General features: G+C 71.3%; 26 protein-coding genes, 1 pseudogene and 1 riboswitch. Of the genes and pseudogenes, 12 read left to right on the top strand and 15 right to left on the bottom strand.

Annotated elements, in window-relative coordinates; all coding sequences use genetic code 11:
- Together GFD30_RS22455 and GFD30_RS22450 are read left to right on the top strand one after the other, a co-directional pair.
- On the top strand, positions 1–768 hold a 768-nt coding region (locus tag GFD30_RS22455; protein ID WP_153027399.1), incomplete at its 5' end, for an ABC transporter ATP-binding protein.
- Complete coding sequence (locus tag GFD30_RS22450) at positions 765–1,817, top strand: ABC transporter ATP-binding protein (RefSeq protein ID WP_153027398.1); 1,053 nt, start codon at positions 765–767, stop codon at positions 1,815–1,817. The genes GFD30_RS22455 and GFD30_RS22450, both read left to right, overlap by 4 nt.
- Before the next feature lie 49 nt (positions 1,818–1,866).
- Here the strand turns inward: GFD30_RS22450 and GFD30_RS22445 are convergent, their stop codons facing one another.
- The 7 genes from GFD30_RS22445 to GFD30_RS22415 all read right to left on the bottom strand — a co-directional run bounded on the left by GFD30_RS22445 (position 1,867) and on the right by GFD30_RS22415 (position 5,380).
- On the bottom strand, positions 1,867–2,586 hold the full coding sequence (locus GFD30_RS22445; protein ID WP_153027397.1) for a hypothetical protein: 720 nt from the start codon (positions 2,584–2,586) through the stop codon (positions 1,867–1,869).
- Positions 2,586–2,975, bottom strand: coding sequence for a hypothetical protein (locus tag GFD30_RS22440; protein ID WP_153027396.1), 390 nt, complete (start codon positions 2,973–2,975; stop codon positions 2,586–2,588). Before GFD30_RS22440 ends, GFD30_RS22445 begins: the two co-directional genes overlap by 1 nt.
- 126 nt (positions 2,976–3,101) lie before the next feature.
- Positions 3,102–3,572: a hypothetical protein gene (locus tag GFD30_RS22435; protein WP_153027395.1), complete on the bottom strand. Its 471-nt coding sequence runs from the start codon at positions 3,570–3,572 to the stop codon at positions 3,102–3,104.
- Positions 3,573–3,588: 16 nt separating this feature from the next.
- Positions 3,589–4,128 (bottom strand): EndoU domain-containing protein, encoded by a 540-nt coding sequence (locus GFD30_RS22430; protein WP_322633513.1) that lies wholly within the window; start codon positions 4,126–4,128, stop codon positions 3,589–3,591.
- Complete coding sequence (locus GFD30_RS22425) at positions 4,129–4,623, bottom strand: WXG100-like domain-containing protein (protein WP_153027394.1); 495 nt, start codon at positions 4,621–4,623, stop codon at positions 4,129–4,131.
- On the bottom strand, positions 4,623–4,952 hold the full coding sequence (locus tag GFD30_RS22420) for a hypothetical protein (protein WP_153027393.1): 330 nt from the start codon (positions 4,950–4,952) through the stop codon (positions 4,623–4,625). The genes GFD30_RS22425 and GFD30_RS22420 overlap by 1 nt, the downstream gene beginning before the upstream one ends.
- Positions 4,952–5,380, bottom strand: a complete 429-nt coding sequence (locus GFD30_RS22415) for a YbaB/EbfC family nucleoid-associated protein (RefSeq protein WP_153027392.1) — start codon at positions 5,378–5,380, stop codon at positions 4,952–4,954. Before GFD30_RS22415 ends, GFD30_RS22420 begins: the two co-directional genes overlap by 1 nt.
- Positions 5,381–5,682: 302 nt before the next feature.
- Here GFD30_RS22415 and GFD30_RS22410 point away from each other — a divergent pair, with 302 nt between their 5' ends.
- Positions 5,683–6,921, top strand: coding sequence for a PP2C family protein-serine/threonine phosphatase (locus GFD30_RS22410; protein WP_153027391.1), 1,239 nt, complete (start codon positions 5,683–5,685; stop codon positions 6,919–6,921).
- Between the two features lie 197 nt (positions 6,922–7,118).
- On the top strand, positions 7,119–7,472 hold the full coding sequence (locus GFD30_RS22405) for a peptidase inhibitor family I36 protein (protein ID WP_194202074.1): 354 nt from the start codon (positions 7,119–7,121) through the stop codon (positions 7,470–7,472).
- A gap of 111 nt (positions 7,473–7,583) precedes the next feature.
- Here the strand turns inward: GFD30_RS22405 and GFD30_RS22400 are convergent, their stop codons facing one another.
- Positions 7,584–8,816 carry a metal-dependent hydrolase family protein gene (locus GFD30_RS22400; protein ID WP_153027389.1) on the bottom strand — a complete coding sequence of 411 codons (1,233 nt, stop codon included), beginning with the start codon at positions 8,814–8,816 and terminating at the stop codon, positions 7,584–7,586.
- Positions 8,817–8,996: 180 nt separating this feature from the next.
- Between GFD30_RS22400 and GFD30_RS22395 the strand changes: the two genes are divergently transcribed.
- A complete protein-coding gene (locus GFD30_RS22395; RefSeq protein WP_153027388.1) occupies positions 8,997–9,482 on the top strand; it encodes a cupin domain-containing protein in 486 nt (161 codons plus the stop codon).
- 131 nt (positions 9,483–9,613) lie between these two features.
- Here the strand turns inward: GFD30_RS22395 and sucD are convergent, their stop codons facing one another.
- The 5 genes from sucD to GFD30_RS22370 all read right to left on the bottom strand — a co-directional run bounded on the left by sucD (position 9,614) and on the right by GFD30_RS22370 (position 14,444).
- Positions 9,614–10,501, bottom strand: a complete 888-nt coding sequence (gene sucD / locus GFD30_RS22390; RefSeq protein ID WP_153027387.1) for a succinate--CoA ligase subunit alpha — start codon at positions 10,499–10,501, stop codon at positions 9,614–9,616.
- Between the two features lie 4 nt (positions 10,502–10,505).
- Positions 10,506–11,684, bottom strand: a complete 1,179-nt coding sequence (sucC, locus tag GFD30_RS22385; protein ID WP_322633512.1) for an ADP-forming succinate--CoA ligase subunit beta — start codon at positions 11,682–11,684, stop codon at positions 10,506–10,508.
- 719 nt (positions 11,685–12,403) lie between these two features.
- Positions 12,404–12,835, bottom strand: coding sequence for a cobalamin B12-binding domain-containing protein (locus GFD30_RS22380; RefSeq protein WP_153027386.1), 432 nt, complete (start codon positions 12,833–12,835; stop codon positions 12,404–12,406).
- Between the two features lie 113 nt (positions 12,836–12,948).
- A complete protein-coding gene (locus tag GFD30_RS26415; RefSeq protein ID WP_194202073.1) occupies positions 12,949–13,962 on the bottom strand; it encodes a hypothetical protein in 1,014 nt (337 codons plus the stop codon).
- 146 nt (positions 13,963–14,108) lie between these two features.
- Entirely contained in the window at positions 14,109–14,444 is a 336-nt protein-coding gene (locus GFD30_RS22370) for a MarR family winged helix-turn-helix transcriptional regulator (protein WP_322633511.1), read from the bottom strand.
- Positions 14,445–14,584: 140 nt separating this feature from the next.
- On the opposite strand from GFD30_RS22370, the gene GFD30_RS22365 reads away from it, so the two are divergent.
- Entirely contained in the window at positions 14,585–16,033 is a 1,449-nt protein-coding gene (locus GFD30_RS22365) for an MFS transporter (protein ID WP_153027384.1), read from the top strand.
- A gap of 76 nt (positions 16,034–16,109) precedes the next feature.
- On the opposite strand, the gene GFD30_RS22360 is transcribed toward GFD30_RS22365, so the two are convergent.
- Complete coding sequence (locus GFD30_RS22360; protein ID WP_153027383.1) at positions 16,110–16,829, bottom strand: ABC transporter ATP-binding protein; 720 nt, start codon at positions 16,827–16,829, stop codon at positions 16,110–16,112.
- 210 nt (positions 16,830–17,039) lie between these two features.
- Between GFD30_RS22360 and GFD30_RS22355 the strand changes: the two genes are divergently transcribed.
- Both GFD30_RS22355 and GFD30_RS22350 read left to right on the top strand, forming a co-directional pair.
- Complete coding sequence (locus GFD30_RS22355) at positions 17,040–18,347, top strand: sensor histidine kinase (protein ID WP_153027382.1); 1,308 nt, start codon at positions 17,040–17,042, stop codon at positions 18,345–18,347.
- Positions 18,335–18,982 (top strand): response regulator transcription factor, encoded by a 648-nt coding sequence (locus GFD30_RS22350; protein ID WP_322633510.1) that lies wholly within the window; start codon positions 18,335–18,337, stop codon positions 18,980–18,982. Before GFD30_RS22355 ends, GFD30_RS22350 begins: the two co-directional genes overlap by 13 nt.
- Positions 18,983–18,989: 7 nt before the next feature.
- Here GFD30_RS22350 and GFD30_RS22345 read toward each other — a convergent pair whose 3' ends face one another.
- Positions 18,990–19,427 carry a thermonuclease family protein gene (locus GFD30_RS22345; protein WP_153027381.1) on the bottom strand — a complete coding sequence of 146 codons (438 nt, stop codon included), beginning with the start codon at positions 19,425–19,427 and terminating at the stop codon, positions 18,990–18,992.
- Positions 19,428–19,594: 167 nt separating this feature from the next.
- Here GFD30_RS22345 and GFD30_RS27270 point away from each other — a divergent pair, with 167 nt between their 5' ends.
- From GFD30_RS27270 to purH, 4 genes and pseudogenes are all read left to right on the top strand, one after another.
- A complete protein-coding gene (locus tag GFD30_RS27270; RefSeq protein WP_322633509.1) occupies positions 19,595–20,875 on the top strand; it encodes a cell division protein PerM in 1,281 nt (426 codons plus the stop codon).
- 5 nt (positions 20,876–20,880) lie between these two features.
- Positions 20,881–21,513: a phosphoribosylglycinamide formyltransferase gene (gene purN / locus GFD30_RS27265; protein ID WP_407649152.1), complete on the top strand. Its 633-nt coding sequence runs from the start codon at positions 20,881–20,883 to the stop codon at positions 21,511–21,513.
- 68 nt (positions 21,514–21,581) lie between these two features.
- Positions 21,582–22,070: pseudogene (locus tag GFD30_RS22335) on the top strand (VanZ family protein); the annotation flags it as partial.
- An 84-nt stretch (positions 22,071–22,154) separates the two neighbouring features.
- A riboswitch (ZMP/ZTP riboswitch) is annotated at positions 22,155–22,319 on the top strand.
- A 26-nt stretch (positions 22,320–22,345) separates the two neighbouring features.
- Entirely contained in the window at positions 22,346–23,887 is a 1,542-nt protein-coding gene (purH, locus tag GFD30_RS22330; RefSeq protein WP_153027379.1) for a bifunctional phosphoribosylaminoimidazolecarboxamide formyltransferase/IMP cyclohydrolase, read from the top strand.
- The last annotated feature ends 42 nt before the right edge of the window (positions 23,888–23,929 follow it).

The following is a 23,929-nucleotide window of genomic DNA, read 5'->3' as shown; positions in this document are numbered from 1 at the left end:
CGGGCCGGCGTCGACGGCACCGACCTCCTGTCGCTCGCGCCGGCCGCGATGCGCCGCCGCCGCGGCCGGGACCTCGCCATGGTCTTCCAGGACCCGCTGTCGAGCCTCAACCCGGTCGTGCCGATCGGCCGCCAGATCACCGAGGTCCTCGAACGGCACCGTGGTCTCAAGGGCGACAAGGCGTCCAAGGAGGCGACGAGCCTCCTCGACCGGGTCGGCATCCCCGACCCGGCCCGGCGCCTCCGCGAGTACCCGCACCAGCTCTCGGGCGGCATGCGCCAGCGCGTGCTCATCGCGATCGCCGTCGCGTGCGCGCCGCGGCTGCTCATCGCGGACGAGCCGACGACGGCGCTGGACGTGACGATCCAGGCGCAGATCCTCGAGCTGCTCAAGGACCTCGTCGACGACGAGGGCACGGCGCTGCTCATGATCACGCACGACCTCGGGGTCGTCGCGGGGGTCTGCGACGAGGTGAACGTGCTCTATTCGGGGCGCGTGGTCGAGTCGGCGCCGGTGCGGGAGCTGTTCGCGCGGCCCACGCACCCTTACACGATCGGGCTGCTCGGGTCGATCCCGCGGCTCGACCTGCCGATCCACGAGCCGCTGACGCCGATCCGCGGTTCGATCGCGGACGTGATCCGGTGGCGGGACGGCTGCGCGTTCGCGCCGCGCTGCGACCGGGTCGCCGAGGCGTGCGTCGCGGGCGAGCCGGCGCTGGTCGGATCCGTGCACGCCCACCGCTGCGTCCTGGCCGAGGAGATCGCATGAGCACCGAACCCGATGGCCTCGACCCGAAGGTCCCGGCGCAGCGCGTGGAGGAGCCCGTGCTCCCCGCCGCGGCCGCGCCGGCCCTGCTGGAGGTCGAGGATTTGCAGGTCCACTTCCCGATCCGCCGCGGCATCGTGGTGGAGCGGACCGTCGGCCACGTCCGCGCGGTGGACGGCGTCAGCCTGTCCGTGCCGCAGGGCGGGACGTTCGGGCTGGTCGGCGAGTCCGGTTGCGGCAAGACCACGTTCGGGCGGGCGGTGCTGCGCCTGGAGGAGCCGACGGCGGGGCGCGTGTCCCTCGGCGGCGAGGACGTGACGGCGCTCAGGGGCGAGCGGCTGCGGAGGTTCCGCTCCCGCATGCAGATGGTGTTCCAGGACCCGCTCGGCTCGCTGAACCCGCGGCACAACGTGGACATGCTGCTGTCGGAGCCGTTGAAGGTCCACGGCGTCGGCTCGAAGGAGGAGCGCCGCCGCCTCGCGGTGGAGACCCTCGACGCGGTCGGCCTGCCCAAGTCGGTGCTGGAGCGCTTCCCGCACGAGTTCTCGGGCGGGCAGCGCCAGCGTCTGGGCATCGCCAGGGCGCTGATGCTGCGCCCGGACCTGATCGTCTGCGACGAGCCGGTGAGCGCGCTCGACGTGTCGATCCAGGCGCAGGTGATGAACCTGCTCGACGAGCTCCAGGACGAGTTCGGCCTCACCTACCTGGTGATCGCGCACGACCTCGCGGTGGTCCGGCACCTGTCGGACCGGGTCGGGGTCATGTACCTCGGCAAGCTCGTCGAGGAGGCCGACTCCGAGACGATCTACGAGCACCCCCGCCACCCGTACACGAAGGCGCTGCTTTCGGCTGTGCCGCAACCGGATCCGGAGATCGAGGCGACCCGCGAGCGGATCATCCTCAAGGGCGACCTGCCGTCCCCGGCGAATCCGCCTTCGGGCTGCCGCTTCCGCACCCGCTGCCCCTGGGCGGAGGACATCTGCGCCGAGAAGGAACCTCAGTGGCGCGAAGCGGCGAGCGGCCACAAGGTGGCGTGCCACTTCGACCTCTGAACCGGCGTCGCAGGCGCGGACCGCGGCAGGGGTCCGCGCCTGCGACCGTTCACCCTTCGGCCAGCCGCTCGATGTCGACGACGGTGGGTGGTACGAGTTCTTCCAGGTACGCCGTGAGCTTGTGGTGCCCGTCGGGCATGTACGCCGGCCCGCCGCCGACCGGTCGCAGCAGCACCAAGGCGGGCCGCGCGCCGTCTCTGATCGCCTTGCGGTATCCCCGGACGGCGTTGCGGTCAGGGGCCGGCCAGCAGTCGGTCGGGACGAGTTCGATGTCCGTGTCGAAGCAGTACCACCATTGGCGCTCGCCATCGAGGTGGACGACCTTCACTACGGGTATCCGGTAGCCGTGGGCCGTCTCGTGCTTCGGGCGCGTGTACCCGCCGACGCACGCGAGCCCGGGCGCGATCTCCTCACGCGGAGCGAGGAGCAGGGAGTCCAGCTCGCGCATGTCGACCCGGTACTTTCCCGACTCAAGGAGCTGCAGCAGCGGGCGGGTCCCGGCGAGTACGTCTTGCGGTCCCGTCGGCTCCGCGAGCCAGCCGCGGACCCGGTAGAGCTCCTCCGCGGTCATCCACCGGTCGAGACCGGGACGCCGGTGCCACGACTTCGGTACCCGCACCGCCATCCGTCCGGCGCTCCCGTCGCACCATCCCTGCCTCACCCACGGCGCCAACTCGATCAGCAGCTCGCTGTGGTGCTCGTCCCCGGAGACTCGGATGGTTCCGAACCCGTCCTCGATCTCGACGGACCCGTCCTCGAGCCGACGCATCACGAGTATCCGGTCGAGGGCAGTCCGTCGAGCCGGCCCCTGCGCGGATGCTCGCGTTCGAAGCGCCGCTCCCACATGTGCAGGGCCGCACCGGCTTCAGCGAGGTCGGGACGGTACAGGCGGCGGATCTCACCGTTCGGTGGCCGGTTCAGCAGGAACGCCCAGAACTTCAAGATCGCCTCCTCGGCTTCGCGAAGCGGGTACGACTGGATCTCGCCGTCGATGTCGACCAGGACGAGCTCCTCGGGCGTGTAGAGCGTCTCCATGTACTCCGTGTCGCCTTCGAGTGTCGAGCACGTGCCCGAGCGCACCCGGTCGACCGCATCGAGCGCTTCGAGCACGCCCTCCTCACCCCGAATCTCCATGATGATCCAGACCGCGAGGAGCATGGATCGGTCGTCATCGAAGTCGCACCTCGGCCGACCGTACTCGCCTTCGAAAAACCCGTTGATCCCCATCGAGCTCCGATCAGAGAGGGCGCGGCCTGACCCCCGGGGGGCCGTGCGGCAAGGGGCTCAGGCTGGACCTGTCGCGGGGATGCCTTCGACGCGGCCGCGGTACGGGTGCGGCCTCCGCCAGTATGCTTCCCATTTGAGCAGGCTCGACAGGTGGGGCGGCAGGTCGGGGCGGAACTCGTACGTCACGTTCGGGTTGGCCGGTACGGTCAGCAGGAATCGCCAGAATGCCTCTGTCGCCCTCCGGACTTCGTCGATCGGATAGGTGCTCGGAGGTATGTCGTCGTGGTGAATGTTCCTGAACACCGCTTCGCGGGTGTTCATCTCGATGGCGAACTCGTTGCCTTCGAACCCCGCATCCGGATCCCTGCCGGAGACGGCGTCGTCCACCGCGCGCAACGCATCCAGGCAGGCGGTGAAGGAGAGATCCACGTCCCATGACAGCCACATGCCGAGGGCGGCGTATTTCCGTCGGTCGCCGACCTCGTACTTGGTGGAGCCGTCGGCATCGCGGTAGAAGCGGATGTCCATCAACCCTCGATTTCCTCTACTGGTCGGCGACCCGTGCCGGGTAGCCGTGTCCGATCTTACCGGTGTCGGGGTCCCAGCCCCCCTTGATCTTCACGCCGTCGTAGACGCCCTCCCATCGCGGGACGCCCTGGTCGTCGATGAACTTTCGGCCGTTCTTGAATGCCTCGGTGGTCGCTTTGTCGACCTTCTGCGGCGACCAGTCGTCGGGAAAGAAGGTGTTGACCGTGCCGTTCTTCTTGGGCACGAAGGGGGGTGGCGGTTTCGGGTTCTGGAATTCCGGCCGGGCTTCGTACACGCCGTTGGTGTGCCGCGATTCCGGTTGGGCGATGCGCCGGCCGGGGTAATCGTTGCCGCCGGGGCGGTGGTGGTATCCGCTGCCGCGGTACGCGCCTTCGCGGCGGTCCCATTTGACTTCGCCGCGTTGCTGGTGGCGCAGCGAGGAGCCGGACATCCGGTTCGGCCCGCCCTTGCGCTTGCGGTTCTTCCTCAGGAAGTCGAGCGCCGCGCGGATCAGCGGGTTGGCGCCGCCGCTGCGTCTGCTGTTGGGACCGGGCACCTACGCCTCCAGCAACTTGAAGACCGCCTCTTGGAAGAGGTTGCTCACGACGGTGCGGGCGAGCTGCTGGAAGATCGGGATCTGGACCAGCGAGGCGCCGAAGGTGACGGCCGCCTGGGCGATCGCCATCGCGATCTGGACGGCGAGGATGATCAGCTGGACGATCACCATGATCTTGAGGCACAGGACGATGACCGCGCAGATCATGAGGCCGACGCCGGCGATCATCGCGCCGATGGCGCCGTCCTCGATGACCTTGCGGGGGCTGTCCTCGCCTTCCCACCAGGTCTTGAACGCGTCGATGTCCTGGCCGATCTGGTCGGCCCACGCGCTCGCGGACGCGGCGCCTGCCTGGGATCCGATGTCGCCGAGGTCCCCGCTGAAGTCCATCCAGGACTGCCCGAAGTTCATGAGGTTCGTCTCGTCGGACTGCGGCCAGTCGTAGCCGAGCATGCCGAGCACGGCGACGAGCTCGGACGGCAGGGTCATCCCCATCAGGACCTCCCGAGGTCGGAGGAGAGCTGGGTGAAGATCTGCGCGATCGCGTTGTCGGCGTCGAGGTGCTGCTTGGCGAAGTCGCGCACGTCGATGCCGGCGTCGGCGATCTCCTGGGCCGCTTCCTGGAAGCACTCCTTGGCCCACGCGAACACCTCGGTGTGGGCCTGCTCGATGAGGCCGCCGATCTCGTCGGACCCGCAGGCCTCGGTGACGCCTTCGATGCTGGAGGCGAAGCGGTCGACGGCGGCGAAGAACTGCTCCGCGACCGCCTCCATGGCCTGGCCGGCGCCGTCGAGGGCGTCGGGGTCGATCTGGAGGCCCGACATCACTCGACTCCCTTCGCCTGGGCGGCGGCCTGCACGATCCTGGAGTGGGACGCGGCGAGGGTGTTCATGAACGACGACAGCTGCTGCACCGACTGCTGCTGGATCTCCTCCACCTTCTCCGACAGGGCCGCGAGGTCGACGGCGCCGGGCATGCCGGCCTGCTCGCGGGCGGCGTCGAGCGCGGCGTTGATGCCCGCGGTGAGCTCCTCGCTCAGGTACTCCTTGCTGAGGCGCATCGCCCGCGGGTCGAGGATGTCGACGGCGACCTTCCCCGCGAGGGTCGCCGAGGCCCGGACCATGCCGTCGGCGGCTTCGACCTCGACCCGCTGGACCTCGGTGCCCTCCTGCGCCTGCCGACCCTCGCGGACGAGGTCCATCGCCTTCGCGAGCGCGTCGGTGATGCCGTTGGGTTCGGGTGTCGAGCTCATGGGGGCTCCTCTGGGTCGTCGGGATGTTGGAGCACACCGAAGTTAACAAGCCGGTGCAAACCTCGGATTCGTCGATGCGTGCCCTTTGCGCCGCACCAGCGTCCCGGCTTTCGCCTTGCCGCCCTGCGTGACCCGGTTTCAGGCGCGGCGGCCCCGGTGAGGACCGCCGAGTGCACCCGGGACGACCTGTCCGAGTCGTGCCTCCGCCGCGAACGGGCCGGTCACGGCACGTCTCCGGGGGTAGCGTGGTGAGGGACGGGCTGGAGTGCACGCGTGTGACGCGGGGGCGCGGAGGCGATGCGATGGCGGAGCTGGATTACGCCGCATTGTTCGAGGCGACGCCGAGCCCGCACCTGGTGATCGACACCGGCCTGGTGATCGTCGAGGTCAACCGGGCCTATCTGCGGGCGACCGGCCGCACCCGGGAGGACCTGCTCGGCAAACCCCTCTTCGCGGCGTTCCCGGCCAACCCCGACGATCCGGAGGCCGACGGGGTCCGGAACCTGACCGCCTCGCTGCAGCGGGTCATGTCGACCCGCCGGCAGGACACGATGGCCCTCCAGAAGTACGACATCCCGGTCGCGGGCCGGCCGGGCGTGTTCGAGGAGCGCTGGTGGTCGCCGGTCAACTCGCCGATCACGGGCCCGGACGGCGAGGTGGCGCTGATCATCCACCGGGTCGAGGACGTCACCCCGTACATCCGGGCGCTCGCGTCCGGGGACTGGCCGCCGAGCGGCCGTCCGATCGACCGGGAGGCGGTCGTGGCGGAGCTGTACGCGCGGGCCCGCGAGCTGCAGCGGCTGAACGATGAGCTGCGCTCGGCCCACGCCCGCGAGCGCCAGGTGGCGCTGACCTTGCAGGAGGCGATGCTGCAGTCGCCGGACCTGGCCCGCCACGACAACGTCGCGCTGCGGTACCTGCCGGCGACGCGGTCGCTGGAGGTCTGCGGGGACTGGTTCGACATGGTGGACCTGTCGGACGGGAAGTTCGGGGTGGCGGTCGGCGACGTCGTCGGGCACGGCCTGGAGGCCGCCGCCGTCATGGGCATGCTGCGGAGCGCGCTGAGCGCGACCATCCGGGCGCTGGAGCGGCCCGCGCAGGCCCTGGACGTGCTGAACCTGTACGCCCGCTCGGTCGAGGGGGCGCAGAACACGACGGTGGTGTGGGCGATGGTCGATGCCCGCAGCCGGTTGATCACCTACAGCAACGCGGGGCATCCGCCGCCGGTCCTGGTGCACCCGGACGGCGGCTGCGAGCTGCTGGATCAGGCGGTCGACCCGCCGCTGGGCGCGCGTCCGGAGCACGTCCCGCACCCGCAGGCGGGTCTGCCGTACGCGCCGGGCGACACGCTGGTGCTGTTCACGGACGGGCTGTTCGAGCGCCGCGGCGAGGACATCGACACGGGTCTGGAGCGGCTGGTGGCGTCGCTGCGGAGCCATGCCGCGGAGGGCCCGGAGCAGGTGGCCGACGCGGTCCTGGAGGACCTGGGCGTGGCGCGCGGCGCGCGCGACGACATCGCGCTGCTGATCATCCGGTTGTAATTCCGCCGACCCGGAATTGTCGGGTACCCGACACTACCGGGGTTCGCCGCGCCTGAATGACCGCGCCTCCGGCGGTCCATTGGAGGATTCCGATCCCGGGATCGGTCACGATTCGTATCTTTCTCATGACCGCAAGTAGCGGCTCGAAGAGTTCAAGTGCCCCACCTGAACGGTGGGAGCGGAAGGAGCACCAAATCATGCGCAAGCGCATCATGGCGAGCATCGCCGCCGGATTCCTCATCGTCTCGGCCCTGGCCTCCCCTGCGTCGGCCGGGTGGGACCACGACCACCACCACGACGGTCCGGACGACTGCCCCCGTCACGCGGTCTGCTTCTGGGAGAAGCCGCACTTCAAGGGCGACATGGACGTGGTGTGGAAGGTCGGCCACAAGTGCCACGAGGCGGAGGACCACAAGATCGGCTCGGTCGTCAACAACACCCACAGGAAGATCAAGCTGTACAAGGACGACGACTGCGACCACAAGGTCGACGTCGTCCACGCTTGGGACTGGGACAAGCACGTCCACGCGAAGAGCTGGAAGGGCAAGTAGGCGCTGCGCCCGCTTACCCCTGGGCCCCGCTCCGCGAGGAGCGGGGCTCTTCGCGCTGTCCGGGAGCCGCTTCCCCGCCAGTGCGGCCGGCCCGATCGCCCCGGCCGCTCCTCATGTCGAGAGCCGGTCGACCTTCACCTCGCCGCCCTGCATGATCAGCTTGAGGCGCGTATCAGGGTCGGTGAGGACGCCGAGGTCTTCGAGCGGGTCTCCGTCGACGACGAGGAGGTCCGCCAGCGCCCGGGGGACGATCTGTCCGAGCCGCCCTTCCTCGCCGAGCAGCCGTGCCGCGGTCACCGTCGCGGACCGGATCACGTCGGCCGGGGGGATCACCGCGCCTCGGATCGCGAACTCCTGCAACTGGTGCCGCCGCATGCCGCCGAGCAGATCCGAGCCGTAGCAGAGGTTGACGCCCGCGCGGTGGGCGAGCTCGAGCGCCTGGAGCCCGGCGTCGAGGACGAGCGCGTTCTTGGCGAGGTTCGCCTCCGAGAGCCCGTATTCGGCGCCTTCGGCGGCCATGCGGTGGTAGGTCACCAAGGTGGGCACCAGGAACGCGTCGTGCTCCAGGAACAGCTCGACACTGGACTCGTCGAGGAGGTTGCCGTGCTCGATGGAGCGGACCCCGGCCTCCAGTCCCCGGTTGATGGCCCGCGCGGTGTAGGCGTGTCCGGCGACGTACCGGTTGGCGGCCTGCGCCTCGTCGACGATCGCGCGGATCTCGTCGAGGGAGAACTGCGTCGAGTCGATCCGGTCGGTCGGGGAGGCGACGCCGCCGGACAGCATGATCTTCACGTGGTGGGCGCCGGTGCGGAGCTGCTCGCGGGCGGCCTTGCGCACGCCGTCGACGCCGTCGCAGACGAGCCCGAGGCCAGGGCAGCACCGGTGGTCGTCGTGCACCGACCGGCCGCGCGGGCGCATGTCGACGTGGCCCCCGGTCTGCGAGAGCGCCTTGCCGCCGAAGAAGAGCCGCGGCCCGTCGATGAGCCCTTCCGCGACGGCGTCGTGGATGCCGAAGTCGGCTCCGCCGGGGTCGCGCACGGTGGTGAACCCGCGGTGGAGCGTCTCCCGCAGCTCGATCGACGCCTTGACCGCGACATAGGCCGGCGACTGGTCGCCCAGTCCGGCGAGGTCCGCGGTGTGGGCGTTGACGTGCACATGGCAGTCGATCAGCCCGGGCATGAGGGTTCTCCCGCCCAGGTCGACCACCCGCGCCCCCGCGGGCGCGGCGACGTCGGTCCCGACCGCGGCGATCTCGCCGCCGCGCACCAGCACCCGCTGCCCCGCAGCGATCGCCCCCGCCGCGGTGTCCAGCACCCCGGCGTTCGTGAACAGGATCTCGCTCATTCCCGGCTCCTTCGACTCTCGCCGCACGCCTTGCCGAGCGGCTAGTACACCTTGTCAATATGCCGGATCGCCCGCGCCCGCCGAACCGCGGACCGGGAGTCGCGGGTGCCGCGGCCCGACGCCGGTTTCCGCCGACTCCCAGCGCGGTGCGATGATCGTGGCGAAAGGAGCGTGATCGACTTGACCTATCCCGAACCGAGGTACTTCGGCGACGACGGCGAGATCAGCGCCTACTTCCGGCCCGCGTCGGCCCCGCCCGACCTGGTCTACCCGAACGGCGGCTCGGCCGGCTACCTGGCGACCGGCAAGACCACGAACGGCCAGTTCGGGCTGTACCAGTGGAACATGAGCGGGGCCCGCTCCGGTCCCGACCCGCACTTCCACCGCACGATCTCCGAGTCCTTCTACATCCTCTCGGGGACGATCAGGATCTACAACGGCGCGAAGTGGGTCGACCACGAGCCCGGCGACTTCGTGCACGTCCCCGAGGGCGGGATCCACGGCTTCCGCAACGAGTCGGGCGAGCCCGCCTCGATGCTGCTCATGTTCCACCCCGGCGCGCCCCGCGAGGACTACTTCGAGGGCCTCCTGACGCTCGGCGAGCTGTCCGAAGAGGAGCGCAAGGAGTTCTTCGCCCGCCACGACAACTTCTGGATCGAGGAGTAGCGCCCGCCCGCACGGCGCCGCACCCGGGCAGACCGCGCACTGGTAAAGACAGCGCACCTGGAAAGGCAGCGCACCCGGAATAGACGGGGGGCCGGGCAGCATCGCCGCCCGGCCCCGTCCGCTCCGCTCGCTTAGAGGTTCTCGATGACCTCGCGCATGAGGCGCGCGGTCTCGCTCGGGGTCTTGCCGACCTTGACGCCGGCGGCCTCGAGGGCCTCCTTCTTGGACTCCGCGGTGCCGGCCGAGCCCGAGATGATGGCGCCGGCGTGGCCCATCGTCTTGCCCTCGGGGGCGGTGAAGCCCGCGATGTAGCCGACGACCGGCTTGGTCACGTGGTCCTTGATGAACTCGGCCGCGCGCTCTTCGGCGTCGCCGCCGATCTCGCCGATCATGACGATCGCCTTGGTCTCGGGGTCCGCTTCGAACGCCTTGAGGCAGTCGATGTGGGTGGTCCCGATGACCGGGTCGCCGCCGATGCCGACGGAGGTCGAGAAGCCGATGTCGCGCAGCTCGTACATGAGCTGGTAGGTCAGCGTGCCGGACTTGGAGACGAGGCCGATCGGGCCGGCGCCGGTGATGTCGGCGGGGGTGATGCCCGCGTTCGACTTGCCGGGGCTGGCGATGCCGGGGCAGTTCGGGCCCACGATGCGGGTCTTGCCGCCCTTGGCCTCGGCGTGGTTCCAGAAGGCCACGGAGTCGTGCACCGGGATGCCCTCGGTGATGACGATGACCAGTCCGATCTCGGCGTCGATCGCCTCGATCACGGCGGCCTTGGAGAACGCCGGGGGCACGAACACGACGGAGGTGTTCGCGCCGGTCTCGGCCATGGCCTCCTGCACGGAGGCGAACACGGGGAGGCTCACGCCGTCGACGTCGACCTTGGTGCCGGCCTTGCGCGGGTTGACGCCGCCGACGATCTCGGTGCCGGCCTTGAGCATGCGTCGGGTGTGCTTCATGCCTTCGGAGCCGGTCATGCCCTGGACGATGACCTTGCTGTTCTCATCGAGGAAGATAGCCATCGGTCTAAGCCTCCTTGTTCGCGAGTTCAGCGGCCTTGTCGGCAGCGGCGTCCATGGTCTCGACCACGGTGATGAGCGGGTGGTTCGCGTCGGCGAGGATCTGTCGACCCTCCTCGGCGTTGTTGCCGTCGATGCGGGCGACGAGCGGCTTGGTGACGGTCTCGCCGCGGTCGGCGAGGGTCTGGAGGGCGCCGAGGATGCCGCGGGCGACCTCGTCGCAGGCGGTGATGCCGCCGAAGATGTTCACGAACACGCTCTTGACCTGCGGGTCCGACAGGACCACTTCGAGGCCGTTCGCCATGACGGCGGCGGAGGCGCCGCCGCCGATGTCGAGGAAGTTCGCGGGCTTGACGCCGCCGTGGGCCTCTCCGGCGTACGACACGACGTCGAGGGTGGACATGACGAGGCCGGCGCCGTTGCCGATGATGCCGACGGAGCCGTCGAGCTTCACGTAGTTGAGGCCGGAGTCCTTGGCGCGCTGCTCGAGCGGGTCGACGGCGCCCTTGTCCTCGAACTCGGCGTGCTCGGGGTGGCGGAAGTCCGCGTTCTCGTCGAGGGTGACCTTCGCGTCGAGCGCGAGGACCTTGCCTTCGGGCGTGCGCACGAGCGGGTTGACCTCGACGAGGGTGGCGTCCTCGGCGACGAAGGCGCCCCAGAGCTTCACGAAGATGTCCACGAGCTGGTCGCGGAGGTCCTCGGGGAAGCCGGCCTTGTCGACGATGCCGCCGGCGATCTCCGGGGTGACGCCGACGCCGGCGTCGATCGGGAGCTTGACGACCTTCTCGGGGGCGGTGTGGGCGACCTCTTCGATCTCCATGCCGCCGGCGGTCGACGCGATGCACAGGAAGGTGCGGTTCGCGCGGTCGAGCAGGTACGAGAAGTAGTACTCCTCGTCGATGTCGGCGGTGACCGTGAGCATGACCTTCTCGACGGTGTGGCCCTTGATGTCCATGCCCAGGATGTTCTGGGCGTGGGTGTTGGCCTCGTCGACGGTGTCGGCGAGTTTGACGCCGCCCGCCTTGCCGCGGCCGCCGACCTTCACCTGCGCTTTGACGACCACCCGTTCGCCGAGGCGCTCGGCGAGCTCCACGGCCTCCTGCGGTGTGGTGGCGACGCCGCCGTCCAGTACCGGCACTCCGTGCCGGGCGAACAGTGCGCGGCCCTGGTATTCGTACAGATCCACTGTAGAGTCCGCTCCACTAGCTAGTCTTCTTTGACCGGACGGCCTGGGCCTCCCCGCCCGGGCCCGGTGCGGGCCGCGGTCTCGGCGAACCGGGTCCGGTCGGACGGGGGAGCACGTGCAGGTGCCCGTTATCGCAGGGTAACCCCGCGCGAGGAGCGGAAGCCCCCGGCGGGCGGCAGGTGTGACGAGGTCGAGGATTTCACGGCGGCCAGGGCGCGCGGTGAGGTCGGGCCGCGTCCCGGGGACGGGAGTGCCGGGAAGGAACCGCCCACGGCTTCGGTGCCGCCCGGTGGGTGCGACATGGGCGGCGCGGCCGCCGGAGGTCCCGGGGCCGGTGCGAAGCGGGAGGGCAGTGAAGCGGGAGGGCAGTGGAGGCAAAGAGGCGGGGACCGGACGCACCCCTCAGGCGTCCGGTCCCCTTAGCGGGAACCAAGCCCACCCCTCAAAGGCTTGATTCCCTTAGGCACGATGCCCTATCGCCACCCCTCAATCGACAGGGCATCGGCAGCTTGTGGCACAGCTCAATTCCACGGCGCTTCGGAAGTGAACTCCCGATGAAGCGGCGGTGTTATTGACCGGCGGCCTTTCGACCGACTGCTGATGCGTCTTCCGCGGTTTGCGTTCCGCGTCCGACACTAATAAGAACGAGGGCCGCAGCGGCCGGTTACGGTCTCCCAAAAGAATTTTTTGCCCCGGGCGTTCTCCCTGGCAGCGGCCGTTCAGACGGTCGCGGGGCGTCCCTGATCGGGTGAGGGCACATGGGTGCGGACCCATTCGGCGATGGCCTGGGTCGAGGCCCCGGGGCCGAATATCTCGGCCACTCCGGCGGCGCGCAACTCGGCCGCGTCCTCGTCGGGAATGATGCCGCCGCCGAATACGACGATGTCGCGGGCGTCGTTCTCGTCGAGGAGTTTCAGCACTCGCGGGAAGAGCGTCATATGCGCGCCGGAGAGGATGCTCAATCCGATCGCGTCGGCGTCTTCGGCGAGGGCGGTGGCGACCACCTGCTCGGGCGAGTTGTGCAGGCCGGTGTACACGACCTCCATGCCCGCGTCCCGCAGCGCCCGCGCCACGACCTTCGCTCCCCGGTCGTGGCCGTCGAGCCCGACCTTCGCCACGACGACGCGGATGGGCGTCCCGGATGCCGACATGCTGTACCTCCTCGTACGGAGGCCGCGGCGCCGTCGTCGCTCGTGGCGATCCTGGCGCCGCGGCCTGTTCACATACGGGTGAGCTTAGTCGCGACCGGCGGGGGTTGGAAGTCCTACTGGCCGTAGGGCGGCGTCGGCGGCTGCTGCTGGCCCGGCTGCTGGTAGCCGGGAGGCGGCGGCGGGTACGCGCCGGGCTGCTGCTGCGGCTGGCCGTAGGGCTGCTGCTGCGGGTAGCCCCCGGGCTGGCCGTAGCCGGGCGGCGGGTAGCCGCCGGGCGCGGCGCCGGCCGGGGCGCCCTTGATGTACGCCTTGACCTCGTCCTTGGTCAGGTACAGGAAGCTGGCGTAGCCCAGGGTGCCCGCCATGACGAGGCTCTGGACCAGCAGGACCGCCCCGAGGCCGCCGAACAGCGCGAACGCGCCGAGAGAGCTCAGGAGCGACAGGATCGAGAACCCGGCGCCGATCATGACCAGGATGATGCCGGTCAGGCGCAGGCCGGGGGAGGTGATCTTGCCCTGCGGCAGGGCCCAGCCGTACCAGCCCCAGGCGGCGGCGAACAGGATGCCGAAGACGGCGCTGCCGATGTAGAAGCCGCCGAAGGTGGCGAAGACGATGATGTTGCCGAGGAGCCCGACGCCGGCGGCGATGAGCACCATCAGGCCGATCCGCCTGATCCCCTCGGGCGCGGCGCCCTGGGGGCCGGTGGCCTGCGGCTGCGGGAAGCCGGCCTGCGGCGGGGGCGGCGGGTAGCCGCCGGGCTGCTGGCCGGTCTGGCCGTACGGCTGCTGCGGGGCCTGCGGCATCTGGCCGGAGCCGAGCGGCGGCTGCTGCTGGGGCGGCTGGCCCGCGGGCTGGAACCCGGTCTGGGAGCCGCCGGTCTGCGGCATGACCGTGGTCTCGGCGTACGGGGCGCCGGGCGGGTCGGCCGGGCCGGTCGGGTTGCCCAGCGGGGAGGGCGGCGGAGGCGGCGCGCCCTGCGGGGCCGCGGAGCGGCTGATCTTCATGGTGCGGTCGAGTCCGGGCTCCTCGCCTTCGGGAGCCGCGGGCGGCGGGGCGCCGGCGCCGGGCTTGAGCTTGAAGGTGCCGCCGTCCTCGTCGTCGGGTCGGTCGTTCTCTGGGGGAGTCATGACATCCACTCTCCATGCCGGATCGGTTGTGACTGCTCTCCACCTCACCTTACCGACCGTCACGCCGCAAGAGGGTATGCCGTCCGCAGGCGCTCAGATGCGCAAGCGCCGCAACGGTTCACAGGAGCCGATCTTAGGGAGCGGGATCAGCGGCCGAAGTGGCGCTCCAGCACCGTCCGGTAGGTCGGCCGGGCCGCCTCGTACCGCTCGCACCCGGAGGGGGTCAGCATGAGGAACATGGCGCGGCGGTCGAAGTCGCAGGTGGCCCTCGTGACGAGGCCGTCCTTCTCGAGGCGGGTCACGGTGCGCGAGAGGGCGCTCTGGCTGAGGTACATCTCGGCCTCGAGGTCCTTCATCTTCGCCTTGCCGCCGCCGTCGCCGCAGCGGCGCGACAGGATCTTGAGCACCTCGAACTCGCTCAGGCCCAGTTCGTGACGGGCCTGGAGCTCGTTCTCCAGTTCGCATGATGTGTCGTGGTACACGCGAAGTGTTTCAGACCACTGAGTGCACACATCGTCGTCCGCTACAGCCTCCATGACCAGGAGATTACCATGTCAAGACATTTAATGTCCACTCATTAGATGTGTTGACATCCAATGCGCGTGCATGTAAGTTTCTCGGCATGACGATCACCGAACCGAAACCCGCTGACGCCGTCACCTCCAGCCCCGTCGATCCGCCCTCACATGCCCCGAGCAGATGGGGGCCAAAGCTCTGGGCCGTCCTCTTCGTGGCCGGCCTCGCGATGTTCCTGGACGCCCTCGACGTCTCCATGGTCGGCGTCGCGCTCCCGTCCATCGGCGCCGAACTCGGCCTCGAGACGTCCTCGCTCCAGTGGATCGTCAACGGCTACATCCTCGGCTACGGCGGCCTGCTCCTCCTCGGCGGACGCATGGCCGACCTGCTCGGCCGCCGCCAGGTCTTCCTGACCGCGCTCGTCGTCTTCGGCCTCGCCTCCCTCGTCGGCGGCCTGGTCGAGAACGAGGTCCTCCTCATCGCCTCCCGCATCGTCAAGGGCGTCGCCGCCGCCTTCACCGCCCCGGCGGCCCTGTCGATCATCACCACGACCTTCAAGGAAGGCCACGACCGCAACAAGGCCCTGTCGATCTTCACGGTCTTCGGCGCCACCGGGTACGCCTCCGGCCTCATCGCCTCCGGCCTGCTCACCAGCCTCGACTGGCGCCTGACGTTCTACGCGCCCGTCGTCGTGGTCGCCGGCGTCCTCATCGCCGCGTTCTTCGTGGTCCCCAAGAACGCCGAGCGCGAGAAGGGGCACATCGACTTCCTCGGTGCCACCACCCTCACCGGCGGCATGCTCGCCGCGGTCTACACCATCGTCACGGTGCCCGAGACCGGCTTCACGCCGCTCGTCATCGCGACCACCGCGGCCGCGGTCGTGCTCCTCGGCGCGTTCTTCCTCGTGGAGAACAAGGTCGCCCACCCGCTGGTGCGCCTGAGCATCTTCAAGGTCAAGTCGATCGTCCGCGCCAACCTGGCCGCGCTCGCGATCTTCGGCTCCTACATCAGCTTCCAGACGATCGTGTCCCTGTACCTCCAGAACACGCTCCAGTGGGAGCCCATCCAGATGGCGCTGGCGCTGGCCCCGGCCGGGATCATCGTCGCGTTCCTGTCGCCGATGGCCGGCAAGTTCATCGACCGCTACGGCACCAAGTCGATGATCATCGCCTCGATGGGCGCGTTCGTCCTCGGCTACCTCTGGTTCATCCTGCGCGGCGGCTCGGCCCAGCCGAACTACTTCGCCGACTACCTGCCCTCGTTCCTGCTGCTTGGCCTCGGCTTCGCGATCGGCTTCTCGGCCGTGATGGTCCAGGCCACCGAGGGCATCTCGGACGACGAGCAGGGCCTGGCCTCCGGCCTGGTCCAGACCTCCGGGCAGATCGGCGGCGCGGTCGTCCTCGCGGTCGTCACCGGCCTGATCTCCGGCGGCGCCGCCACCTCGATCGCCCAGTACCGCCCCGGCCTCTACCTCGTGACCGTGGTCGCCGTCGTCGGCCTCCTGGCCAGCGCCACCGCGCTGCTCGGCCGCCGCGCCGCGGTGGAAGCCGCCTAGACCCGAGTCCGCACCGAACACCCGAATCAGCAGGGCCCGCCGTCCATCGGACGGCGGGCCCTGCCGGGTTCCCGGATCAGCGTGCGGACGCCAGGACGGGCCGCAGGCGCGCCCCTTCGAGTGCGAACACGGCGTGGGCGCGGGAGGCCGCGGCCGGGTCGCGGGTGACCATGAGCAGGCCCGGCGCCCACTCGTCGACCAGTTCCCGCAGGAGGTCGAGGATCGCGGCGCCGTCGGCGGGGTCGAGCGCGCCGGTCGGCTCGTCGGCGACGACCAGGTCCGGGCGGGACGCGAAGGCCCGCGCGACCGCGGCCCGCTGCTGGTGCACGGCCGCGAGGTCGCCGGGGCGGCGCTGGAGGAACCGGTCGACGCCGGTGCGCTCGGCGAGGTGGCGGAGCCAGTCGCGGTCGGCCTCGGCGCCGGCGAGGCGCAGCGGCAGGGCCAGGTTCTCCTCCACGGTGAGCGAGGGCAGCAGGTTGTACGACTGGAACACGAAGCCGACGCGGCCCTGCCGCAGCAGGGTGCGCTTGGCCTCGCCGAGGCCGGTGATGCGCCGGTCGGCGATGCGGACCTCGCCGCCGGTCGGGTCGTCGAGGCCCGCCGCGCAGTGCACGAGGGTGGACTTGCCCGAGCCGGGGGCGCCCATGACGGCGATGAGCGCGCCGGCGGGGACGTCGAGGGCGACGCGGTCGAGGACGGTGTGCGCGCCGTCGTAGGTCTTCGTGATCTCGCGCAGCGCCAGCGCGGGCGCGGCGGTCGCGGCCCTGGGGGGAGCGGCGAGGGTGGTCGTCGTCATCGGTGCCTCCGGGTTTCCTGGTATGACTGCACGCTAAGGGGACCGGGGTGCGATTCCAATGCGGTCAGCTGCCGGATCGGGGGTGGGGACAACCGGAGCCGGACCGGTACAGCTACCTGTAGTACCCGTTCTCGCGGCCGGGTACAGCTGGCTGTAGCGACGGCGGCGGGCGCGCGCGGGTACGTTTCCAGGCGAGCTCTTGGAGGATGCATGGCAGGCAGGCGCGAACGCGTGCAGGCGTGGTTCGACGCCCAGCTCCGCCCGGGCGGCGGGGAGAAGGGCGGCATGGGACCGCTGCTGCTCGCGTCGCTGCGCGCCTCGGGGTACGGCGCGGTCGGCGCCGGGTTCGGGTTCCTCGCGCTCTACACGATCCCGCTGCTGCTGCTGGCCGCGTTCCTGTCGGTGCTGGGCCTGGGCCGCTTCCTCGTGCACCCGGCGATGCAGTGGGTGCGGACGCTCGCCGGGCTCGAGCGGCGCCGCCTGCAGCGCCTGGGCCGCGAGGTCGAGTCCCCGTACGAGGGCCCGGACGCCGAGTCGCCCCGCAGCCTCGCGGAGGTCCGGGCCGACCCGTCGGCCCGCCGGGACCTGGTCTGGCTGTTCCTGCACGGCACGTGGGGGCTGATCCTCGGCGCGTTCCTCATCCAGATGCCGTTCATCGCCGTCCGCGACGCGACCTACCCGCTGTGGTGGACGTTCACGTCGGGGACGGACCGGAGCATCCTCAACGGCACGATCGGCGTCGACACCCAGAGCGAGGCCGCGCTCGGCCTGGCCACCGGCATCGCGGTGTTCGCGCTGTGGCTCCTGTTCGGGCCCAAGCTCCTCGACCTCCAGACCGTCCACGGGGTCCGCTTCCTCGGGCCCGACCCGGACGTCGACCTGTCCGAGCGGGTCGCCCGCCTGACCGCGACGCGCGCGGCCGCCCTCGACGCGCACGCCGTCGAGCTGCGGCGGATCGAGCGGGCGCTGCACGACGGCGCGCAGAACCGGATCGTCGCCGTCGCGGTGCTCGTCGGCGCCGCCAGGCGCGAGGTCCCGCGCGACCCGGACCGGGCCGTGGAGATCCTCGGCCGGGCCCAGGACACCGTCGAGGACGCGCTCGCCGAGCTGCGGGCGGTGGTCCGGTCGATCCTGCCGCCGGTCCTGGAGGACCGGGGGCTCGCGGGCGCGCTCAACGCGATCGCCTCCGACTGCCCCGTGCCGTGCACTGTGGACGTCGACGTGGAGGCGCGCTGCCCCGCGAGCGTCGAGGCCACCGCCTACTTCGTGGTCGCCGAGTCGCTCACCAACGTGGCCAAGCACTCCCGGGCCGAGCACGCCTCGGTGGAGGTGCGGCTGCGGGGGAATACGCTGGCGGTCGCCGTGGTCGACGACGGGCGCGGCGGCGCCGACGCCGCGGCGGGCTCCGGCCTCGCGGGCATCCGGCGCCGCGTGGAGGCCCTCGACGGCACGACGACCGTGACCAGCCCACCCGGTGGGCCGACCGAGATCAGAGTGGAGCTGCCGTGCGGATCGTGATCGCCGAAGACGACACCCTCCTGCGGGAGGGACTCAACCTGGTGCTGCGAGGCGAGGGCTTCGACGTCGTCGCCTCCGTCGGCGACCCGGCGGCGTTCCTCGAAGCGGTGGAGGAGCACCGGCCCGACGTCGCCGTCGTCGACGTCCGCATGCCGCCCACGCACACCGACGAAGGCATCAAGGCCGCCGTCGCGGCCCGCCGCGCCCACCCCGGACTGGCGGTCCTCGTCCTCTCCGCCTATGTGGAGCAGTCGTTCGCGACCGACCTCCTCGCCGACGGCGCCCGCAGCGTCGGGTACCTCCTCAAGGAGCGCGTCGGCCGCGTCGACGCGTTCGTCGAGGCCCTCCACCGCGTCGCCGGCGGCGGCACCGCCATCGACCCGGAGGTGGTCGCGCAGCTCTTCGCGCAGCGCCGCGCCGACGACCCCGTCGAGCGCCTCACGCCCCGCGAGAAGGAGGTCCTCTCGGTCATGGCCGAGGGCCTCGGGAACGGCGCGATCGCGCAGCGGCTGTTCATCACCGAGAACGCCGTCCACAAGCACATCAGGAACATCTTCCTGAAGCTCGGGCTGACCCCGGACGACCAGACCGACCGCCGCGTCGCGGCCGTCCTCCACTACCTCGAGCGGTCGTGAACGGCCGCTAGTCGGCCGCCAGGGACTTCCACATCCCGCGGCGCTCGCCCTTCGCGAGGCGCTCGGCCTTGCGCAGCGTGTCGCCGATCGTCAGCTCCTGGTGCCGCATGATGTACGTGTGCGCCATGCCCTCGGCGACGGCGAGGACGGCGTAGTTCATGCCGTTCTCCATCACCACGTGCGCGAGCAGCCGGTCGTACTGGTCGTACATCGGGTCGCCCGGGTCGGTGAACAGGGTGACCGTGCGGCCCTCGAGCTTCGACTTCGCGTACACCTTCGCCTCGGCGCCCCAGTCCTCCTCGTCGCGGAACCCGCCGGACTCGGGGGAGTTGATGCCCATGATCCGCACCCGGATCTTCTCGCCGCCGATGAAGGCGCGGAACGTGTCACCGTCCACGACCTCCTCGACGTCCACCGTGGCGTAGAAGTCGCCCGGACCCTCCATGCTGCCTCCTCCATGCCCGCCCACCGCTGGGCGCGTCGACCCATCCTCGCATTCGGGCGCCCGCCATGGGAACCGTGCTCCGCACGCCCCCTTGTGACAGACTGGGCGGCGTGGAGCGACGACCGAACCGACGCCCTGGCCGCACAGGGTCCGCGCAGCGCGACACCGTGCGCATCAGCGACTCCACGCCGCACCAGCGCGAGACCGAGGCCCTCGGCCCCGGCCCGCGTCCCCGGCCGAAGCGGCCGCGGGCGCTGCTGGCCTCCGCGCTGGCGACGACGCTCTGGTGCGCGACGGTGGTCTTCACGCCGATCCTGGTGTGCGTCATCGCCGGCTGGTGGCAGGCCGGCGCCGAGGGCTCGGTCGCCACGGTCGCGGCCGCGGCCGGGACCGCCTGGCTCGCCGGGCACGGCGTGCCGGTCGACATCGGACCGATCCGCCTGAGCGTGGCCCCGCTGGCCTTGACCGCGGTCGTCGCCTGGCGGCTCGCGAAGGCCGCCGCCGGGACGACCCGCGCGATCGGCGGCCGGGACGCCGCCGCGGTGCGCGCCGCCGCCGGGCTCGTCACGATCCTCTACACCGGACTGGTCGCCTCGGCCGCCGCCCTGAGCGCGCGCGGGCCCTTCGGCATCGACATGCTCCCCGCGCTGCTGCACGCCGTCCCGCTCATCGCGGCCGCCACCGCGTTCGGTTCGGCCCGCGAAGCCGGGGTCCTGCCGTGGGGCGCCGCCTCGGTGTGGCTGCGCCGGGGCCTGCGCACCGGGTTCATCACGGCCGGGGCGCTCCTGGCGTTCGGGGCCGCCGCCACCGGGGTCGCGTTCGCCGTCCGCGGGCCCGTCGTCGCCGACACGCTCGGCGTGTACGGGAGCGCGTCGTGGATCGTCGCCCTCATGAGCCTGCTGTACCTGCCGAACCTCGCGATCTGGGCCGCCGCGTACATCGCCGGGCCCGGGTTCGCCGTCGGCGAGGGCACCGCCGTGCAGACCGCGATGGTCGAGCTCGGGCCGCTCCCGGCGTTCCCGGTGTTCGCCGCGGTCCCGAACGCGCCGCTGCCGGACTACGCGACGGTGCTGGTCGGGCTGCCGCTCATGCTCGCGGCCGTGTTCGGCGTGATCCTCACGTACCGGTCCCCGGACCTGCGGCTCCCGCGCGTCACGACCGCGTCGATCGTGGCCGCCGCGACCGCGGCCCTGACGCTCGCGCTCCTGTCGTACCTCTCCGGCGGCGCCGCCGGGCACGACCTCCTCGCCGACCTCGGACCCGACCCGCTCGCGGTCGCCGGGACCGCCGGCGCCCAGCTCCTGATCGGCCTCGTCGGCGCGGCCCTGGTCGCCCGCCTGTTCGCGGTCCACCGCCGCGCCGCCGAAGCCGAGCTCGTGCGCAGAGACACGGTGGTCATCCCCGAACCGGCGCCGGGCCGCGACGACGCGTTACCGTGGCACCCGTGACCGCTGTGCAGAATCCCGGCCCCGCCGGCGCGGCCGCGGCGAGGCTCGTCGTCCTCGTCTCCGGCTCCGGCTCGAACCTCCAGGCCCTCCTCGACGCCTGCGCCGACCCGGCCTACGGGGCCGAGGTCGTCGCCGTCGGCGCCGACCGCGACGGCACCTACGGGGCCGAGCGCGCCGCCAAGGCCGGCGTGCCGACGTTCGTCCACAAGGTCAAGGACTACGCGACCCGCGACGAGTGGGACGCCGCCCTCACCGCCGAAGTCGCCTCCTACGAGCCCGACCTCGTCGTCTCGGCCGGGTTCCTCAAGCTCTGCGGCCCGCGCTTCCTCGAGGCGTTCCCCGGCCGCTACGTCAACACCCACAACTCGCTGCTCCCGGCGTTCCCCGGCATGAACGGCCCCGGCGAGGCCCTCGCCGCGGGCGTCAAGATCGCGGGCGCGACCCTCTTCATCTGCGACTCCGGCGTCGACACGGGCCCGATCGTGGCCCAGTGCGCCGTCCCCGTCGAAGACGACGACACCGTCGAGACCCTGACCGAGCGCATCAAGGAGGCCGAGCGGGCCCAGCTCGTCGAGTCCGTCGGCCGCATGGTCCGCGACGGCTGGAAGGTCGAAGGCCGCCGGGTCGTCCTCGGCTGACCCGCATCACCGCCCGCGCGCGGTGCCCGGACCGCCGGGCCTGCGCGGGCCGCGGTTAGGGTCGCTGCATGATCGCTCCCCTCGCCGTCAACGCCCTCGAAGCGAACACGCTCGCCGTCTCCTTCGCGCTGCTGCCGCTCGCGTTCGCCGCGGCCTGGGCGCTGGCCGCGTGGCGCATCCGCCGCGGCCGGCCCCGGCGGGACGCCTGGCTCGACTCGCTCGCTGAGGTCGGCGCGGTCGCCGGCTCCGTGCCGCTCCTGTTCCTCGGCCTCACCTCCCGCGAGGGCGCGAACGCCGTCCAGCTCGTCCCGTTCGTGGACCTCGCCGACCTGGTCGGCGCCTCGCCGCGGGTCATCGTCGAGCAGTTGACCGGGAACCTGTTCGTGTTCGCCGCCGCCGGGTTCTTCCTGCCGGTGCGGTTCACGATCGGGCTCGGCGCGGTCGCGGCCGGGGCGGTCGCGGCCGCCGCGGCGCTTGAGGTCCTCCAGTACACGCTCCTGACCGGCCGGGTGGTCTCGGTCGACGACGCGCTCATGAACGCGGTCGGCGCGGTCCTGGCGGCGCTCGCGTCGCGCCCGTGGTGGCGCCGGTCTCGCGCACGCGCGGCGGTCGGGCCGGAACCGGGGGCGACCGTGTTACGCTCGGCGGGTCGCGACTGGCGAGTGACGTCTTTCGAGGTTTCCCGTGGCACGGACCGGGCAGCTCGTTGTTGAGGGGGAGCCTCCTCGAGACGTTCGCAGGTGGAGCACCACCGGGGAGCGGCACTGCTGAACCTGTTACTGCGGTCGAACGCCTGGGCCGCAGTCATTACCCGATCAGGAGCAGTGCATTCATGTCCGAGCGGAAGCGCATCAAGCGAGCCCTCATCTCCGTCTACGACAAGACCGGGATCATCGAACTTGCCGCGGCACTCGACAAGGCGGGCGTGGAACTCGTCTCCACCGGGTCGACCGCCGCGAAGATCGCCGACGCCGGCATCCCGGTGACCAAAGTGGAGGAGCTGACCGGGTTCCCCGAGATCCTCGACGACCGCGTCAAGACCCTCCACCCGAAGGTCCACGCCGGCATGCTCGCGGACGTCCGCCGCGAGTCCCACCGCGCGCAGCTCGCCGAGCTCGGCATCGAGGCGTTCGACCTGCTCGTCGGCAACCTCTACCCGTTCCAGCAGACCGTCGCCTCCGGTGCGGGCTTCGACGACATCGTCGAGAAGATCGACGTCGGCGGGCCCTCCATGGTCCGCGGCGCCGCCAAGAACCACGCGAACGTCGCGGTCGTCGTCGACCCGGCCGACTACTCGTGGATCCGCGAGGCCGCCACCGAGGGCACCACCGCCGAGCAGCGGCTCCGCTTGGCCGCCAAGGCGTTCGCGCACCTGGCGACCTACGACTCGGCCGTCGCGTCCTGGCTCGCCGAGCAGGCGTCCGAGGGCCTGGGCGACTTCACTGCCCTCCCGGCCGCCAAGCTCGCGGACCTGCGCTACGGCGAGAACCCGCACCAGGACGCCGCGGTCTACGCGGTCCCCGGCGCGCCCGGGCTCGCGCAGGCCGAGCAGCTCCACGGCAAGGCCATGAGCTTCAACAACTACACCGACGCCGACGCCGCCTGGCGCGCCGCGCACGACTTCGACGCGCCGGCCGTGGCGGTCATCAAGCACGCGAACCCGTGCGGCATCGCCGTCGGCGCGACGATCGCCGAGGCCCACCGCAAGGCCCACGCGTGCGACCCGCTGAGCGCCTTCGGCGGCGTCATCGCCGCGAACGCCGAGGTCGACGCCGAGGCCGCGGCCCAGATCGCCGAGATCTTCACCGAGGTCGTGGTGGCGCCGTCGTTCACCGACGAAGCGGTCGCGATCCTGTCGGCGAAGAAGAACCTGCGGATTCTGCGCGCCCCCGCGTGGGCGCCCGCCGGCCTCGAACTCAAGCCGATCTCCGGCGGCCTGCTCGTCCAGCGGCCCGACCGGATCGACGCCGACGGCGACGACCCCGCGAACTGGACCATCGCCACCGGCGAGCCCGTCGACGCGGCGACCCTCGCCGACCTCGAGTTCGCCTGGCGCGCCGTCCGCTCCGTGAAGTCCAACGCGATCCTCCTCGCCTCAGGCGGCGCCTCCGTGGGCGTCGGCATGGGCCAGGTCAACCGCGTCGACTCCGCGAAGCTCGCGGTCGAACGGGCCGGCGCCGAGCGCGCGGCCGGATCGGTCGCGTCCTCCGACGCGTTCTTCCCGTTCCCCGACGGCCTCCAGATCCTCATCGACGCCGGCGTCAAGGCCGTGGTCCAGCCCGGCGGCTCGCTCCGCGACGAAGCGGTCATCGCCGCCGCGAAGGAAGCCGGCATCACGATGTACCTCACCGGCACACGGCACTTCACCCACTAGGCGTCAAGCTGCGCAGGGCCGCACCGGACTCCTCCGGTGCGG

The sequence above is a fragment of the Glycomyces albidus genome (genome assembly GCF_009451885.1).
GTDB lineage: Bacteria > Actinomycetota > Actinomycetes > Mycobacteriales > Micromonosporaceae > Glycomyces > Glycomyces albidus.
Note: the sequence above shows the minus strand (reverse complement) of the source record. Positions and strands in the feature narration are given on the sequence as shown.

Excerpts from the sequence above, each read along its gene's own strand:
- GFD30_RS22450 (WP_153027398.1), top strand. The coding sequence starts at position 765 with ATGAGCACCGAACCCGATGGCCTCGACCCGAAGGTCCCGGCGCAGCGC.
- GFD30_RS22445 (WP_153027397.1), bottom strand. The coding sequence starts at position 2,586 with ATGCGTCGGCTCGAGGACGGGTCCGTCGAGATCGAGGACGGGTTCGGA.
- GFD30_RS22440 (WP_153027396.1), bottom strand. The coding sequence starts at position 2,975 with ATGCTCCTCGCGGTCTGGATCATCATGGAGATTCGGGGTGAGGAGGGC.
- GFD30_RS22435 (WP_153027395.1), bottom strand. The coding sequence starts at position 3,572 with ATGGACATCCGCTTCTACCGCGATGCCGACGGCTCCACCAAGTACGAG.
- GFD30_RS22425 (WP_153027394.1), bottom strand. The coding sequence starts at position 4,623 with ATGGGGATGACCCTGCCGTCCGAGCTCGTCGCCGTGCTCGGCATGCTC.
- GFD30_RS22420 (WP_153027393.1), bottom strand. The coding sequence starts at position 4,952 with ATGTCGGGCCTCCAGATCGACCCCGACGCCCTCGACGGCGCCGGCCAG.
- GFD30_RS22415 (WP_153027392.1), bottom strand. The coding sequence starts at position 5,380 with ATGAGCTCGACACCCGAACCCAACGGCATCACCGACGCGCTCGCGAAG.
- GFD30_RS22410 (WP_153027391.1), top strand. The coding sequence starts at position 5,683 with ATGGCGGAGCTGGATTACGCCGCATTGTTCGAGGCGACGCCGAGCCCG.
- GFD30_RS22405 (WP_194202074.1), top strand. The coding sequence starts at position 7,119 with ATGCGCAAGCGCATCATGGCGAGCATCGCCGCCGGATTCCTCATCGTC.
- GFD30_RS22400 (WP_153027389.1), bottom strand. The coding sequence starts at position 8,816 with ATGAGCGAGATCCTGTTCACGAACGCCGGGGTGCTGGACACCGCGGCG.
- sucD (WP_153027387.1), bottom strand. The coding sequence starts at position 10,501 with ATGGCTATCTTCCTCGATGAGAACAGCAAGGTCATCGTCCAGGGCATG.
- GFD30_RS22380 (WP_153027386.1), bottom strand. The coding sequence starts at position 12,835 with ATGTCGGCATCCGGGACGCCCATCCGCGTCGTCGTGGCGAAGGTCGGG.
- GFD30_RS26415 (WP_194202073.1), bottom strand. The coding sequence starts at position 13,962 with ATGACTCCCCCAGAGAACGACCGACCCGACGACGAGGACGGCGGCACC.
- GFD30_RS22365 (WP_153027384.1), top strand. The coding sequence starts at position 14,585 with ATGACGATCACCGAACCGAAACCCGCTGACGCCGTCACCTCCAGCCCC.
- GFD30_RS22360 (WP_153027383.1), bottom strand. The coding sequence starts at position 16,829 with ATGACGACGACCACCCTCGCCGCTCCCCCCAGGGCCGCGACCGCCGCG.
- GFD30_RS22355 (WP_153027382.1), top strand. The coding sequence starts at position 17,040 with ATGGCAGGCAGGCGCGAACGCGTGCAGGCGTGGTTCGACGCCCAGCTC.
- GFD30_RS22345 (WP_153027381.1), bottom strand. The coding sequence starts at position 19,427 with ATGGAGGGTCCGGGCGACTTCTACGCCACGGTGGACGTCGAGGAGGTC.
- purH (WP_153027379.1), top strand. The coding sequence starts at position 22,346 with ATGTCCGAGCGGAAGCGCATCAAGCGAGCCCTCATCTCCGTCTACGAC.